Annotated in this window: 15 protein-coding genes; 10 read left to right on the plus strand and 5 right to left on the minus strand. The window is 71.1% G+C overall.

The annotated features are described in order from the left end of the window. Positions 1–3: 3 nt before the first annotated feature. Positions 4–306 (minus strand): putative quinol monooxygenase, encoded by a 303-nt coding sequence (locus LQ222_RS04375; protein ID WP_230164740.1) that lies wholly within the window; start codon positions 304–306, stop codon positions 4–6. A 55-nt stretch (positions 307–361) separates the two neighbouring features. After that, entirely contained in the window at positions 362–1,621 is a 1,260-nt protein-coding gene (locus LQ222_RS04380; RefSeq protein ID WP_230164741.1) for a D-amino acid dehydrogenase, read from the minus strand. Between the two features lie 134 nt (positions 1,622–1,755). Between LQ222_RS04380 and LQ222_RS04385 the strand changes: the two genes are divergently transcribed. Beyond that, complete coding sequence (locus LQ222_RS04385; RefSeq protein WP_230164742.1) at positions 1,756–2,202, plus strand: Lrp/AsnC family transcriptional regulator; 447 nt, start codon at positions 1,756–1,758, stop codon at positions 2,200–2,202. A 99-nt stretch (positions 2,203–2,301) separates the two neighbouring features. Here the strand turns inward: LQ222_RS04385 and LQ222_RS04390 are convergent, their stop codons facing one another. Then, on the minus strand, positions 2,302–2,571 hold the full coding sequence (locus tag LQ222_RS04390; RefSeq protein ID WP_230164743.1) for a hypothetical protein: 270 nt from the start codon (positions 2,569–2,571) through the stop codon (positions 2,302–2,304). Then, on the minus strand, positions 2,571–3,494 hold the full coding sequence (locus tag LQ222_RS04395) for a dihydrodipicolinate synthase family protein (RefSeq protein ID WP_230164744.1): 924 nt from the start codon (positions 3,492–3,494) through the stop codon (positions 2,571–2,573). The genes LQ222_RS04390 and LQ222_RS04395 overlap by 1 nt, the downstream gene beginning before the upstream one ends. Positions 3,495–3,686: 192 nt before the next feature. On the opposite strand from LQ222_RS04395, the gene LQ222_RS04400 reads away from it, so the two are divergent. Genes LQ222_RS04400 through LQ222_RS04440 form a run of 9 tightly spaced genes read left to right on the plus strand, consistent with a single transcriptional unit; the run spans position 3,687 to position 12,184 of the window. Next, positions 3,687–4,664, plus strand: coding sequence for a tripartite tricarboxylate transporter substrate binding protein (locus LQ222_RS04400; protein ID WP_230164745.1), 978 nt, complete (start codon positions 3,687–3,689; stop codon positions 4,662–4,664). Next, positions 4,661–5,512 (plus strand): amidohydrolase, encoded by an 852-nt coding sequence (locus LQ222_RS04405; RefSeq protein WP_230164746.1) that lies wholly within the window; start codon positions 4,661–4,663, stop codon positions 5,510–5,512. The genes LQ222_RS04400 and LQ222_RS04405 overlap by 4 nt, the downstream gene beginning before the upstream one ends. 4 nt (positions 5,513–5,516) lie before the next feature. Further along, positions 5,517–6,347, plus strand: a complete 831-nt coding sequence (locus LQ222_RS04410) for an amidohydrolase (RefSeq protein ID WP_230164747.1) — start codon at positions 5,517–5,519, stop codon at positions 6,345–6,347. Next, a complete protein-coding gene (locus LQ222_RS04415) occupies positions 6,344–7,192 on the plus strand; it encodes a MaoC family dehydratase N-terminal domain-containing protein (RefSeq protein ID WP_230164748.1) in 849 nt (282 codons plus the stop codon). Before LQ222_RS04410 ends, LQ222_RS04415 begins: the two co-directional genes overlap by 4 nt. Further along, the gene (locus LQ222_RS04420) at positions 7,192–8,397 is read left to right on the plus strand and encodes a CaiB/BaiF CoA-transferase family protein (protein WP_230164749.1); all 1,206 of its coding nucleotides are present in this window, start codon (positions 7,192–7,194) and stop codon (positions 8,395–8,397) included. Before LQ222_RS04415 ends, LQ222_RS04420 begins: the two co-directional genes overlap by 1 nt. Then, positions 8,394–9,356 carry a tripartite tricarboxylate transporter substrate binding protein gene (locus tag LQ222_RS04425; protein WP_230164751.1) on the plus strand — a complete coding sequence of 321 codons (963 nt, stop codon included), beginning with the start codon at positions 8,394–8,396 and terminating at the stop codon, positions 9,354–9,356. Before LQ222_RS04420 ends, LQ222_RS04425 begins: the two co-directional genes overlap by 4 nt. After that, on the plus strand, positions 9,356–10,543 hold the full coding sequence (locus LQ222_RS04430; protein WP_230164753.1) for a CaiB/BaiF CoA-transferase family protein: 1,188 nt from the start codon (positions 9,356–9,358) through the stop codon (positions 10,541–10,543). The genes LQ222_RS04425 and LQ222_RS04430 overlap by 1 nt, the downstream gene beginning before the upstream one ends. 10 nt (positions 10,544–10,553) lie before the next feature. After that, positions 10,554–10,928 (plus strand): VOC family protein, encoded by a 375-nt coding sequence (locus LQ222_RS04435; RefSeq protein ID WP_230164755.1) that lies wholly within the window; start codon positions 10,554–10,556, stop codon positions 10,926–10,928. 38 nt (positions 10,929–10,966) lie between these two features. After that, positions 10,967–12,184, plus strand: coding sequence for a TIGR03862 family flavoprotein (locus tag LQ222_RS04440; RefSeq protein ID WP_256443993.1), 1,218 nt, complete (start codon positions 10,967–10,969; stop codon positions 12,182–12,184). On the opposite strand, the gene LQ222_RS04445 is transcribed toward LQ222_RS04440, so the two are convergent. After that, complete coding sequence (locus LQ222_RS04445) at positions 12,150–13,751, minus strand: amidohydrolase (protein ID WP_230164757.1); 1,602 nt, start codon at positions 13,749–13,751, stop codon at positions 12,150–12,152. The genes LQ222_RS04440 and LQ222_RS04445 overlap by 35 nt on opposite strands. Positions 13,752–13,825 lie beyond the last annotated feature (74 nt).

Genomic DNA, 13,825 nt, shown 5'->3' on the forward strand with positions numbered 1-13,825 from the left:
GCGTCACAACTCGCACATGGTCAGCACCCGGCCGTCGATCAGCGGGGTGTAGGCCTCGCGCACCTTGGGCATGCGCGGGTTGGCGACATGCGCCTTCACCGCGGCCTGGTCGGTATAGACCTCGACCAGCATGATGCGGCTCTCGTCGCGCGTGCCGTCGGGCTTGGTCGGCTGCAGCACGTCGAAGCGTTCGCAGCCGGGTTCCTCGGCCAGCGTCAGGCGGGCGTGCTCGCGGATCAAGGCGTCGAAGGCGGCGTGGCTGCCGGGCTTCGGGTTGAACTCGACGTGGATCGCGACCTTGGGCATGGCGGTTCCTCCTGGGTGTGCCCCAGGGTGGCAAGGAACCGCCGCGCCGTGAAGATCACGCCGCCGCGTAGCGGTCGATCGCCAGGTCGGCGCTGTCGATCTCGGTCTTGCGGCCGGTCACCAGGTCGGCCAGCACGCGGCCCGACCCGCAGGCCATGGTCCAGCCCAGCGTGCCGTGGCCGGTGTTCAGGTGCAGGTTGCGCAGGCGCGTCGGGCCGACCACCGGCGTGCCATCGGGCGTCATCGGGCGCAGGCCGGTCCAGAACGATGCCTGCGCCACGTCGCCGCCGCGCGGGAACAGGTCGGTGACCGAATGCTCCAGCGTCTCGCGGCGGGGCTTGCGCAGCGCCATCGAGAAGCCGGCGAGTTCCGCCGTGCCGCCCACGCGGATGCGGTCGCCCAGGCGCGTGATCGCCACCTTGTAGGTCTCGTCCATCACGGTCGAGACCGGCGCGCCGCCCTCGTGCTTCACCGGCAGCGTCAGCGAATAGCCCTTCACCGGATAGACCGGCACGCGCACGCCCAGCGGCGCCAGCAGCGCCGGCGTGAAGCTGCCCAGCGCGGCGACGTAGGCATCGGCCGTCTCGGTGCCGGTGTCGGTCACCACGGCGGTGACGCGGTCGCCCTCGGTGGTCAGGCCCTTGATGCGCACGCCGTAGCGGAATTTCACGCCGATCGCCTCGGCCATCGCAGCCAGGCGCTGGGTGAAGATGTGTGCGTCGCCGGTCTCGTCATCGGCCAGGCGCAGCCCGCCCACGAACTTGCCGGGCACGTGCCGCAGCGCCGGTTCGGCGGCGATGCAACCGGCCGGGTCCAGCACTTCGTAAGGCACGCGGAAGGTGTCGAGCACCGCGGTGTCGCCGCCCACCGCATCGAGCTGCTTCTGCGTGCGGAACAGCTGCAGCGTGCCCATCGAACGGCCGTCATAGGCGATGCCGGTCTCGCGCCGCAGGTCGCCCAGGCAGTCGCGGGAATACTCCGCCAGCCGCACCATGCGCGTCTTGTTCAGCCGGTAGGCGGCCTCGGTGCAGTTCGCCAGCATCTTGGCCAGCCAGGTGTAGAGCCGCTGGTCCGCGCGCGGCCACAGCACCAGCGGGCGATGGCGCATCATCAGCCACTTCAGCGCCTTCACCGGAATGCCCGGCCCGGCCCAGGGCGCCGAATAGCCGTAGGAGAGCTGGCCGGCATTGGCGAAGGACGTCTCCATCCCCGCCGCGTTCTGGCGGTCGAGCACCGTCACCTCATGCCCCGCGCGCGCCAGATACCAGGCGCTGGTGACACCGACGACGCCGCTGCCCAGGACGATGACGCGCATGGTGGTGAACCCCTTCGATCCGTTGGGGGAATCATGACGGCGCTGGCATCGCATTTGCTGCCGATCTGGCGTGCATTCCACCGTTTGGGGCGCTAAGCTTCGCAGACTCCACCAATTCTTCGCAGATTCTGCCAATGCTCGACGAGGCCGACCAGCGCATCCTGAAGGCGCTCCGCCAGGACGGGCGCAAGACCAATGCGGCCCTGGCGGACGCCGTCGGCCTGTCGCCCTCCGCCTGCCTGCGCCGGCTGCGCCTGCTTGAATCCCGCGGCGTGATCCGCGGCTACACCGCCATCATCGAGGAACCGCAGGACCGCGACACCGTCACGGTCATCGTGCAGATCACGCTCGACCGGCAGACCGAGGAACACCTCTCGCGCTTCGAGGGCGCGGTGAAGCGCCTGCCCGAAGTGCGCGACTGCTTCCTGATGACGGGCCTGTCGGACTACCTGCTGCGCGTGGAAGTCCAAGACGCCTCGGATTATGAACGGGTCCACAAGGAACAGCTGTCGCGGCTGCCCGGCGTCGCGCGCATCCAGTCGTCCTTTGCGATCCGCCGCGTGATCGGCGCGCGCGGCTAGCGCATGCTGCGTTCGCTCGCGCTCACTTCGCAGGCTCTAGGCTGTTGTTTTCAGAGCATCTTCACGCGTCCAGATGATTCCATCTGAACGCGATCTGCTTTAAAGCGCGCCCGCGATCTCCGCCCATTCGGCATCAAGCGTCGCCGCCGGCCGGTGCTTGCCGGCGCGGCGATACCAATAGTCCGCGTTGGGCAGGTCGCCCTCCTTGCGGTGCAGGTACGCATGCACCCAGGCACCCTCGGCCGTATCCACGGATTGCGCGACTTCATGCGCGCGTGCCCAATCGCCGCGCGCATCCCACCACAGGGCGGCGAGCAGCGGCGCCAGGCCGTCGGCGCTGTCGCGCTGCGCGAGCGCCGTCGCGTCCATCACGCCGCCGCCTGCAACCTCTCCGTCCGCCCCAGGCGCGCCAGCAGGTAATCCACCTCGCCGGCCGTCTCCGCGCTCATCTTCGGCCCCGGCGCGCGCAGCGTGGCGTGCGCGATGATGCCGCGCTTCACCAGCACATACTTGCGGATGGCAAGGCCGAGCCCCGGCTGCACCTCGGTGCGGATCAGCGGCAGGTGGATGTCGAACAGGTCCTGCGCCGCGTCGCGCTGCCCGGCTGCCATCAGCTGGCACACCTTCACCAACATCTCGGGGAAGGCGTAGCCGGTCATGATGCCATCGGCACCGCGCGCCAGTTCCTCCGGCAGGAACTGCCCGCCGACACCGCCCAGGATCGACACGCGCGGCATCTTGCCCTCGGCCTCCAGCTTCCGCACCGCGGTCAGCTTGTCGAGGCCAGGCCAGTCCTCCGCCTTCAGCATCACCACGCGCTGGTCGGCCGCCATGCGCGCGATCATCGGCGCGGTCATGGTGATGCCCGTCAACTGCGGATAATCCTGCAGCACGAAGGGCGCATCCACCGTCTCGACCGCCTGGGCGATGTAGGAGACGACGGCCTCGTCCCCCTTCAGCCCCGGTGCGGGCGAGACCATGATCCCCGCAGCGCCGCGGTCGAGCGACCCGCGCGCGATCGCCTTCATCTGCGCGAAGCCCGGCGCCGAGGCGCCGACCACCACCCGCACCCGCCCCGCCACACGCTTCAGCACGCGATCGACGAAGGTCAGGCTCTCGGCCTCGGTCAGCTTCGGCGCCTCCCCCATCACACCCAGGATGGTCATGCCCGCCGCACCGGCCGCGAGGAAGGCATCGGTCATGCGGTCCGTGCTGGCGAGGTCGAGCGACCCGTCGGGCAGGAATGGCGTGGGGGCGATGACGAAGACGCCCTTGGCGGATCGGTCGAGCATGGACATCCCTTCCGGCTGGAGTTGGGTGCAGCATAGCGCGCGGCGCGCGGACCACCAGAGCAGCGCGCGGATCGCCCACGGCCCGGATTCCGCGCCGCGAAACCGGCCGTCTCGCGCCGCGCGCCGCCTTTGAGGGCGACGCGCGACGTGCGATAGGTGACGCGTCCAGGAAGCATGACGGAGAACCATCCGATGGTCAGTCGCCGACAGGCGCTTGCCGCCGCCGCCCTCCTCGCCGCGCCGGCGGCGCGCGCGCAGTCCGCCTGGCCCGACCGCCCGGTCCGCGTGGTGGTTCCCTTCGCCGCCGGCGGCAATGCGGATGTCATCGCGCGCATCCTGCAGCCGCGGCTTTCCGAAAAGCTCGGCCAGCCGGTCGTGGTCGAGAACCGCCCCGGCGCCGGCGGCGCGGTCGGCGCGGCCGAGGTCGCGCGCGCGCGGCCCGACGGATACACCCTGCTGATCGGATCGAACGGCCCGCTCAGCGTGAACCCCGCCGTCCAGGCGCGCCTGCCCTATGATGCCGAGGCCGCCTTCGCGCCCGTCGCGATGGCCATGCAGGTGCCGCATTGCCTGATGGTGCAGCAGGGCGCACCGTATCGCTCGCTCGCCGACGTGATCGCCGCGTCGCGCGCGCAGCCCGATGCGCTGGGCGCCGGCACCGCGGGTGTCGCGAGCGCCACGCACCTCTCGCTGGAAGCCTTCAAGCTGCAGAGCGGCGCGCGCATCCTGCATGTGCCCTATCGCGGCGGCGGCGCCGCGCTGCCGGATTTCGTCGCCGGCAACATCCCGCTGCTGTTCACGGAATTCTCCACCGCGCTGCCGCTGCACCGCGACGCCAAGGGACGCATCCTGGCGGTGGCGTCGGCGGCGCGGCTGCCCGCCCTGCCCGACGTGCCCACCATGTCCGAGCAGGGCGTACCCGGCTTCCTGGCCGGATCCTATGTCGGGCTGCTGGCGACCGCCGGCGCGCCGCCCGACGCGCTGCGCAAGCTGGGCGAGGCGATGACAGCGATCGTCGCCGAGGCCGATTTCAAGCGCCGGATGGAAGCCATGGGCGGGGAGGCCGCGTCCGGCGCGCTCGCGACGCCGGCAGGCTTCGCCGCCTTCATCCGCGACGACCTGGCACGCTCGCGCGAGGTGGTGCGCGTCGCCGGGATCACCGCGCAATGACGGCGCGCGAGACACCCGCCGGCGCGACCGACTGCCATTGCCACATCTTCGGCCCGGCGGCGCGCTTCCCCTATGCCGAGCCACGGTCCTACACGCCCGAGGACGAGACGCTGGAGGACTACCTGGCGCTGCTCGATGCGCTGCAACTCGACCGTGGCGTGATCGTGCAGCCCTCCGCCTATGACCGCGACAATGCCTGCACGCTGGATGCGCTGCGGCGCGCGCCCGACCGCCTGCGCGGCGTGGCGGTGGTGGGCAGCGAGGCCACGCCCGACACGCTGCGCGCCATGCATCGCGACGGCATCCGCGGATTGCGCGCGAACGAATACCGGCGCGACGGCGCGGCCGCCTATCATGGCGGCGTGCGGCTGACGGAGATCGAGCCCTTCTTCCCGGTGATGGCGGAACTCGGCTGGCACCTGCAATTGTGGATCGACGCGCGGCATCTGCCGGAATTGGAACCACGCCTCGCGCAGGTGCCCGTGCCGATCGTGGTGGACCATATGGGCCGGCTGCACCACAGCCATGGCGTGAACGACCCCGGCTTCCAGGCGCTGCTGCGCGGCGTGGGCGACGGCCGCTTCATGGCCAAGCTGTCCGGCACCTATCGCCTCGGCGCGCTGAAGCCCGACTACATCGAGGCGAAGCCCTTCCACGACGCGCTGGTCGCCGCCAACCCGCAGGCGCTGGTCTGGGGCACCGACTGGCCGCATCCGCGCCCCGATGGCGGGCGGCCCGATGCCAAGCGGCTGCTCGATGTGTTCCTGGACTGGACGCGCGATCCCGTGCTGCGCCGGACCATCCTGACCGACACGCCGGCACGGCTCTATGACTTCCCGCGAGGCTGACACCATGCGCCGTCCGAATTTCCAACTGCCGCCCGGCACCTGCGACACGCATGTGCATGTCTGGGGACCCTTCGACCGCTTCCCCGTCGCGCCGGGCGCACCCTACACGCCGCCCGAACGCAACAAGGACGACCTGCGCGCGCTGCATGCGCGCCTGGGCGTCGAGCGCGCCGTGATCGTACAGACCACGGTCTACAAGTCGGACAACCGCGCCATGCTGGATGCCATCGCCGCCAGCAACGGCGCCTATCGCGGTGTCGCGCTGGTCGACGAGAGCTTCGGCGATGCCGAATACCAGGTGCTGCACGATGGCGGCGTTCGGGGCGTGCGCTTCGGCTTCCTGCCGCATCTGGGCGGCGTGCCGGACATCGCCTTCCTGCGCCGCACGGCGGATCGCGTCGCCGCCATGGGCTGGCACCTGGTGCTGCATGTCGACTTCAACAGCATCCTCGCCTTCGAGGAACTGCTGCGGTCGCTGCGCCTGACCGTGGTGGTGGACCATATGGGCCGCGTGCCGGCACCCGAGGGCACCGGCCATCCGGCCTTCCGAATCCTGCTCGAGCTGCTGCGCGAACAGAACTGGTGGGTGAAGGTCTCGGGCAGCGAGCGCATCTCCGCCGCCGGCCCGCCCTTCCACGACGCCATCCCCTTCGCGCGGAAGCTCATCGAGGCTGCGCCGGACCGCACGCTGTGGGGCACCGACTGGCCGCACCCGAATGTGCGCTGGGAACCGGACGAGGCCGACCTGGTCGACCTGCTGCCGCAGTTCGCCGACGCGGCGGCGCTGCAGCGCGTGCTGGTGGACAACCCCGCGCGCCTGTATGCCTTCCCATGAGCGGCAACCTGCAGTCCTGGGTCGGCCGCACGCGGCGCGTCGCCGATGAAATGGCCACGCCGCTGGTGCGCCGCATGGCGGCGCTGACCGATCGCGCGGGCCTGGACCTGGCGCGCGGCGCCGAGGTGCCGAACCATTGGCTCTGCCTGCTGTTCGACGATGCCGCGCCGCAGGCCGCGCTGGGTCCGGACGGGCATCCCACTACCGGCGATTTCCTGCCGCCCGTGCCGCTGCCGCGCCGCATGCTGGGTGGGCGTCGCCTCACCTACACCACGCCGCCGCGCATCGGCGATGCGCTGGACCGCGAGACGATGATCGCCGCCATCACGCCCAAGGTCGGTCGCAGCGGCGCGCTGATCTTCGTCACGCTGCGCCACAGCATCACCCGTGGCAACGAGGTGATCGCCGTCGAGGAGCAGGACATCGCCTACCTGGAGGCCAAGCGCAACGCGCCTGAGCCGAAGGGCGAGAAGCCAGCACCGGCGCCCATCGCCGCCTGGCGCGACGCCTTCGCGCCCGACCCCGTGATGCTGTTCCGCTATTCCGCGCTGCAATTCAACGGCCACCGCATCCACTACGATGCCGACTATGCGCGCGATGGCGAGGGCTATCCCGCGCTGGTGGTGAATGGCGGCGTCACCACGCTGTTCCTGCTGGAGGCCGCGCTGCGCCGCCAGCCCGGCGCGCAGGTGCTCTCCACCGCATCGCGCACCATGAACCCGCTGTTCTGCGGCCGCAGCGCGACACTGTGCGGCACCGCGCCCGACGCGCAGGGCCGCAGCATCCTGTGGGCCGAGGACGACACCGGCGCCATGGCGCTGCGCATCGAGGCGAGGATCGGCTGATGGCGGGACCGCTCGATGGCGTTCGCGTGCTGGATCTCTCGGCCGTGGTGGTCGGGCCGATCTGCACGCATGCGCTGTGCGAACAGGGGGCCGAGGTCATCAAAGTCGAGGCACCACCGACCGGCGACCTGCTCCGCACCCTCGCCGGCAAGGGCCGCAGCGCCGGGATGAACGGCAAGTTCCTCAATTTCAACCGCGGCAAGAAGTCGATCGCGATCGACCTCAAGAAGCCGGCGGGCATGGCCGCGCTGAAGCGGCTGGCGGCGACGGTGGATGTGTTCGTCACCAACATCCGCCCCGACGCGCAGGCGCGGCTCGGCGTCGATGCCGTTGCGTTGCGCGCGCTCGCGCCGCGGCTGATCCATTGTTCCATCACCGGCTTCGGCAGCGGCGGCCCCTATGCCGGGCGCGCCGCCTACGACACCGTCATCCAGGGTGCCTCGGGCGTGGCGGGCACCTTCGCGGCCTCGACCGGGGAGCCGCGCTATGTGCCGTTTCTCGTGGCGGATCACACGGTCGGGCTGATCGCAGCGCAGCTCATCGGCTTCGCGCTGTACCGGCGCGAGAAGACCGGCGTGGGCGAGGCGATCGAGGTGCCGATGTTCGAGAACATGGCCGCCTACATCATGCAGGAGCACCTGGGCGCGGCGTCCTTCCGCCCACCGCTCGGCCCGCCGGGCGACCATCGCGTGCTCAGCCCCGACGGCAAGCCGCTGCCGACCAAGGATGGCTTCGTCTGCATCAGCGCGAACACCGACGCGCAGGCGCATGCCTTCTTCGATGCGATCGGGCGGCCGGAACTGAAGGCGGACCCGCGCTTCGCCAAGGTCGCCCAGCGCGTGCAGCACACCAAGGAATACTTCCACATCCGCGCGACCTCGCTGGGCGGGCGCACCACGGCGGAATGGCTCGACATCTTCGACCGGATGGATGTGCCGGCATCGCCCTACAACACGCTGGCCTCGCTGCCCGACGACCCGCATCTGCGCGCGGTCGGCATGGTGCGGGAGGAAGACCACCCGACCGAGGGCGCCACGATCGCGATCGGCGCGCCCAACCGCTTCTCCGGCGGCAACGCGCCGCCGCGCCCGCCCGCCCCGCGCCTGGGCGCGGACGGCGCCGCCGTGCTGGCCGAGGCCGGGCTGACGACGCAAGACATCGACGCGCTGCGCCACGACGGCGTGCTGATCGAGGGAACGCCATGAACCGCCGCACCATCATCGCCGCCGCCACGCTGCTGCCCGTCGCCGCACCGCGCGCGCAACCCGCCTGGCCGGACCGCCCGGTGCGCCTGGTGGTGCCCTTCACGCCAGGCGGGTCCACCGACATCCTGGCGCGCGCGATGGGCCAGCGGCTCGGCGAGGTGTTCGGCCAGCCCTTCATCGTCGACAACCGCCCCGGCGCCGGCGGCACGGTGGGATCGGAGCAGGTCTACCGCGCCGCGCCCGACGGCCAGACCCTGATGATGGGCCACATCGGCACGCTCGCCTGCAACCCGTCGCTCTATCGCAACCTGACCTTCGACACGGCGCGCTTCGAACCTGTCGCGCTGGTGGCGAATGTCGCGAATTTCCTGGTGGTGACGAACGGCCTGGCGGCGCGCGACGTGCCCGCCCTGGTCGCGCTGGCGAAAGCGCAGCCCGGCGACCTGACCTATGGCAGCGGCGGCAATGGCAGCGCGGCGCATATCGCGATGGTCGCCTTCAACGAGGCGACCGGCACCGAGATGACGCATGTGCCCTATCGCGGCACCGGCCCGATGCTGACCGACCTGATCGCCGGCACCATCAAGCTGACCATGACCGGCGGGCCGCCGGCGCTGCCGCCGGTGCGCGCGGGGCAGTTGCGCGCGCTGGGCATCTCCTCGCGCGAACGCCTGCCGAGTGCCAACGACATCCCGACCGTCGCATCGCAGGGCGTCGCGGGGTTCGAGGCGCTGCAATGGTACGGGATCGTCGCGCCGCCCGGCACGCCGGCCGCGATCGTCACGCGGCTGAACGAGGCCTGCAACCGCATCCTGGGCGAAGCGGCCTTCCGTGCGCGCCTGGAGACCGAGGGCGCGGTGGCCGACCCGATGACCCCCGCGGCCTTCGGCGACTACATCGCCCGCGAACGCGAACGCTGGGGCGCGCTGATCCGCCGCAACAATGTGAGCCTCGGCTGATGACCCGTCCCTTCGAAGGCATCCGCATCATCGATGCGACGCATGTGCTGGCCGGGCCTTTCGCGGCGTATCAGCTGGCGCTGCTCGGCGCCGACGTGATCAAGGTCGAGCACCCCGACGACCCGGACCAGAGTCGCGGTTCGGGCGGCGACTGGGACCTCAACCGCGCCGGCATGGGCACGTATTTCCTGACGCAGGGGTCGAACAAGCGGTCGCTGACGCTCGACCTGAAGCAGGCGGCGGCGCGCGAAGTGTTCAAGCGCCTGGTCGCGCAGGCCGATGTGCTGGTCGAGAACTACCGCCCCGGCGCCTTCGAGGCGCTAGGCCTGGGCTACGATGCGATGGCCGCGCTGAACCCGCGGCTGATCTATTGCTCGATGTCGGCCTTCGGCCAAAGCGGGCCGCGCGGCGGGCAGACCGCCTATGACCATGTGATCCAGGCGACGTCGGGCATCATGGCCTGCACCGGCACGGCGGAGGTCAACCCGCTCAAGCTCGGCGCGCCGGCCATCGACTATGCGACCGGCACGATGGGCGCGTTTGCCTTGTCCGCCGCGCTGTTCCAGCGCGAACGCACCGGGCGCGGGCAGCGCATCGACATGGCGATGCTGGATGTCGCGATGATGATGATGGCATCGCACGTCACCGCCCATTCGCGCACCGGCAAGCCGGCGCGCCCGCGCGGCAACGACCATGAGTACGCGACCAATTCCGCCTATCCGACCATGGACGGGATGGTGATGCTGGGCGCGTCGAACCTGCGCCAGCAGAAGCGGTTGTGGGCGGCGCTCGGCCGGCCGGAGATGGCCAAGGCGCGCAACGAGGACCGCGTATCCGACCGCGCGAACGAAGCCGCGGCACTGCGCGAGATCCTCGCCACCCGGAGCGCCGACGAATGGGAAGCCTTCCTGCAGTCGCGCCACGTCCCGGCCGCGCGCGTGCGCCGCATGGACGAGGCGCTGGCCGACCCGCACATCGCCTCCCGCAACCTGGTGCATCGTTTCGACGAAGCGGAGGGCGTCGCCGGCCCCTTCGCGGTGCCGGCCGCCGCCTTCGGCTTCGCCCATGGCGGCCCGCGCATCGATGCGCCGCCGCGCCCGCTGGGTGCGGACACCGATGCCATCCTGGCCGAACTCGGCTACGACGACGCGGCCCGCGCCGCGCTGCGCGACACCCGCGCGATCTAAGGACACGCCCATGGCCCGCTTCACCTTCGACCACATTCATCTGCGCAGCCCCGACATCGAGGCGACCGCCGCCTTCTACGAACGCATCTTCGGCGTGACGCTCACGCGCAGCCCGCAGCGCATCGACTTCAAGCTGGGCGGCCAGCCGGTCTTCGTCTCGCCGATCAACGACCCCGCGACGGGTGAGGCGCCGTCCTCGCCCTATCGCGGGCTGGAGCACATCGGCCTGGCGGTGACCGGCATCGACGCCATCGTGGCGGAGATGAAGGCGCAGGGCGTCGAGTTCACGATGGAGCCGAACACCATCCGCCCGGGCGTGCGGATCGCCTTCCTGCGCGGCCCCGAGAACATCGCGATCGAACTGCTGGAACGGAGCGCGGCCTGAGCCCGTCCGATGCGCGCAGCGGCGCCGGACGCGACGCGCTGAACCGGCCCGACCCGGCACGGCGTGTCATCGTCATCGGCGCCGGCCCGGCCGGGCTGATGGCGGCGGAGGCGGCCGCGCAATCCGGCGCCGCCGTCGCCGTGCTGGACCACATGCCCTCGATCGCGCGCAAGCTGCTGATCGCCGGGCGCGGCGGGCTGAACCTGACGCATTCCGAACCGCTGGAGACTTTCCTCGACCGCTACGGCCCGGCGCGCGAAGCACTGGAACGCTTCATCCGCGCTTTCCCGCCCGAGGCGCTGGTCGCCTGGTGCGACGCGCTCGGCCAGCCGACCTTCATAGGGAGTTCGGGGCGGGTGTTTCCGCGCGCGATGAAGGCCTCGCCGCTGCTGCGCGCCTGGCTGGCGCGGCTGGCGTCGCTCGGCGTGGCGATCCGCCCGCGCCATCGCTGGACGGGCTTCGCGCAGGATGGCGCGCTGCGCTTCGCCACACCGGATGGCGAGCGGCTGGAACGCCCCGACGCCACGGTGTTGGCCCTGGGCGGCGCGTCCTGGCCGCGGCTCGGGTCCGATGGCGCTTGGACGGCGCTGCTGCCGGATGTCGCGATCGCGCCGCTGCGCGCGTCCAACATGGGCTTCGCGGTGAGCTGGTCGGACCACCTGCGCACGCGCTTCGCCGGCACGCCGCTGAAGCGCATCGCGCTGTCATTCGGCGGCGCGACCACGCGCGGCGAGGCCATGATCACCGCGCAGGGCATCGAGGGCGGCGCGGTCTACGCGCTCTCCGCCGCCTTGCGCGACACCATCGCCGCGCAAGGCTGCGCGACGCTGTACATCGACATGCGCCCGGACATCGACCGCGACGCGCTGGCACAGCGCATCAACGCGCGTCCAGGCGCCGTCACGCTGTCCAACCACCTGCGCCGCGCGGCGGGGCTTGCTCCGGTGGCCATCGCGCTGGTCCAGGAAGCGTTGCACCACGGCGCGCCACGCAACGACCTGGCCGCGCTGGTCAAGGCGCTGCCCGTCACGCTGGCGGCGCCCTTCCCCATCGCGCGGGCCATCTCCTCGGCCGGCGGCATCGCCTGGTCGGAACTGGATGGCGGGCTGATGCTGCGCCGCCACCCCGGCATCTTCGCTTGCGGCGAGATGCTCGACTGGGAAGCGCCGACCGGTGGCTATTTGCTGCAGGCCTGCTTCGCCACCGGCCGCGCGGCGGGGCTTACAGCGGCTCGCCCGCCCCCAGACCGTCCGTAGGCGTCGGCACGCACCATTCCTCGCCGCGCGGGGTGGTGACGTATTCGGGCCACTTCATGTCGACCGGCGCGGCGAAATCCCGCGGCAGCAACGGCGCCACCCATTTCGACCCGCCCATGCCGCCGCCGGTGCGCTCGCGCCATTCGGCCTGCGCGGCGTCCAGCAGGCCGGGCTTCGCCACCAGGTCCACCAGAGTCAGCGCCATCGTCCTGGCGGCGACGAACATCCCCGGGTCGATCGCCGCCGGCAGCCCGCCGAGCGCGTTGTAGGACCACATCGGGTAGTCGTAATCCGCATCCGGCGCGCGCAGCCGCGGGCGCGCGGTCAGCAGCCGCACCGTGGGGCAGTGCCAGCAGAATTCGACATAGTCGTCGGCCGACAAATGATGCTGCCAGGGCGGCAGGAAGTGGCGCATGCCGGCCTCGAATTCCGCCGGGTCGGTCAGCTTCGTGTTGGCGGGCGAGAACGGATCGTCCATCGGCGCCAGGCCGAGGTTCGCCTGGATCTCCCGCGCGAATCCCTTCGCCGCGTCGCCATAGGCGGGCGGGCCGACCTCCCGCAGGTTCGCCCAGGTCGCGTCCGTCAGCACCGTATTCGCGAGCCCCACGCGCGTCTTGGTCACCCAGCGCAGATGCGCCGTGCAGGCCGTCGCCATCGCCGCGGATCGCGCATTCGCCATCAGCACATTGGCGATCTGCTGCGCCATCGGCAGCGAGGGCGTGCGCCAGGAATACTGGATCTGCGTGAAGCGCGGCGCGAGGTTGTCCGATGTCGCATCGCCGCCATGCAGGATGCATTCGTTCAGCGTCCAGGCGCCCGCGTGGGGAAACATCGCCTCCTTGGTGTACTTCGTTGTCGTGTACATCAGGCACAGCGCGTCCGACGCACCGGGCGCGCGCGCAGCGGCATGGCCGACATCACGGATCGGCAGCAACGACTTGTCGATCCAGGTCTCGGGGCTGTCGCAGGTGAAGGTGATGACCGCGGACCAATAGGCGCCGAACTGCGTCTCGGCCGTCACGGTGTTCTGGAGGTGCGGGTGGTAGACCACGGCGGCGTCCAGCCCGTCGTAGTAACCCTTCGCGGCATGCACGGGCTTCGACCCGCAGACCTTTTCGGCCGGTTCGCCGAACAGCACCAGCCGGCCCGGCGTGCCCGACGCCGACAGCGCGGCCTTCGCCGCGAGCACGGACGTCAGCGCCGCCGTGCCCAGCGAGGAATGCGGGTCGGTATGCCCCGCCGCATAGGGGTGCATGCCCGCACGCGGTTCGCGCCGCGGCACCACCGCCTGGCAGTTCCCCGGCACCGCGTCGTATTCCGAGAAGGACGCCAGCAGCGGCCCGCCCGCCCCCCAGCGCGCGACGAAGGCCGTGGGCATGCCGCCCGAGCCTTCCTCGACGTCGAACCCCTCGGCGCGCAGGAAATCCACATAGGCGCGGGCGGATTTGTATTCGCGCCAGGCGGGCTCGGCGAAGCCCCAGATGCGTTCGTTGAACGCAGACATGCGCGCTTCATTCGCGCCGATCCAGTCGAGCGCCGCACGGCGCAGGGAAGGCAGGTCGGTCATCGCGGGATCCCCTCGGGCATCCCGCGATGATGCGTCGCGCCGCAGGCGCGCACCAGATGGGTCACCGCAGGCGC

Origin of the sequence: Roseomonas sp. CECT 9278 (assembly GCF_918698155.1) — a bacterium.
Classification (GTDB): Bacteria; Pseudomonadota; Alphaproteobacteria; order Acetobacterales; family Acetobacteraceae; genus Neoroseomonas.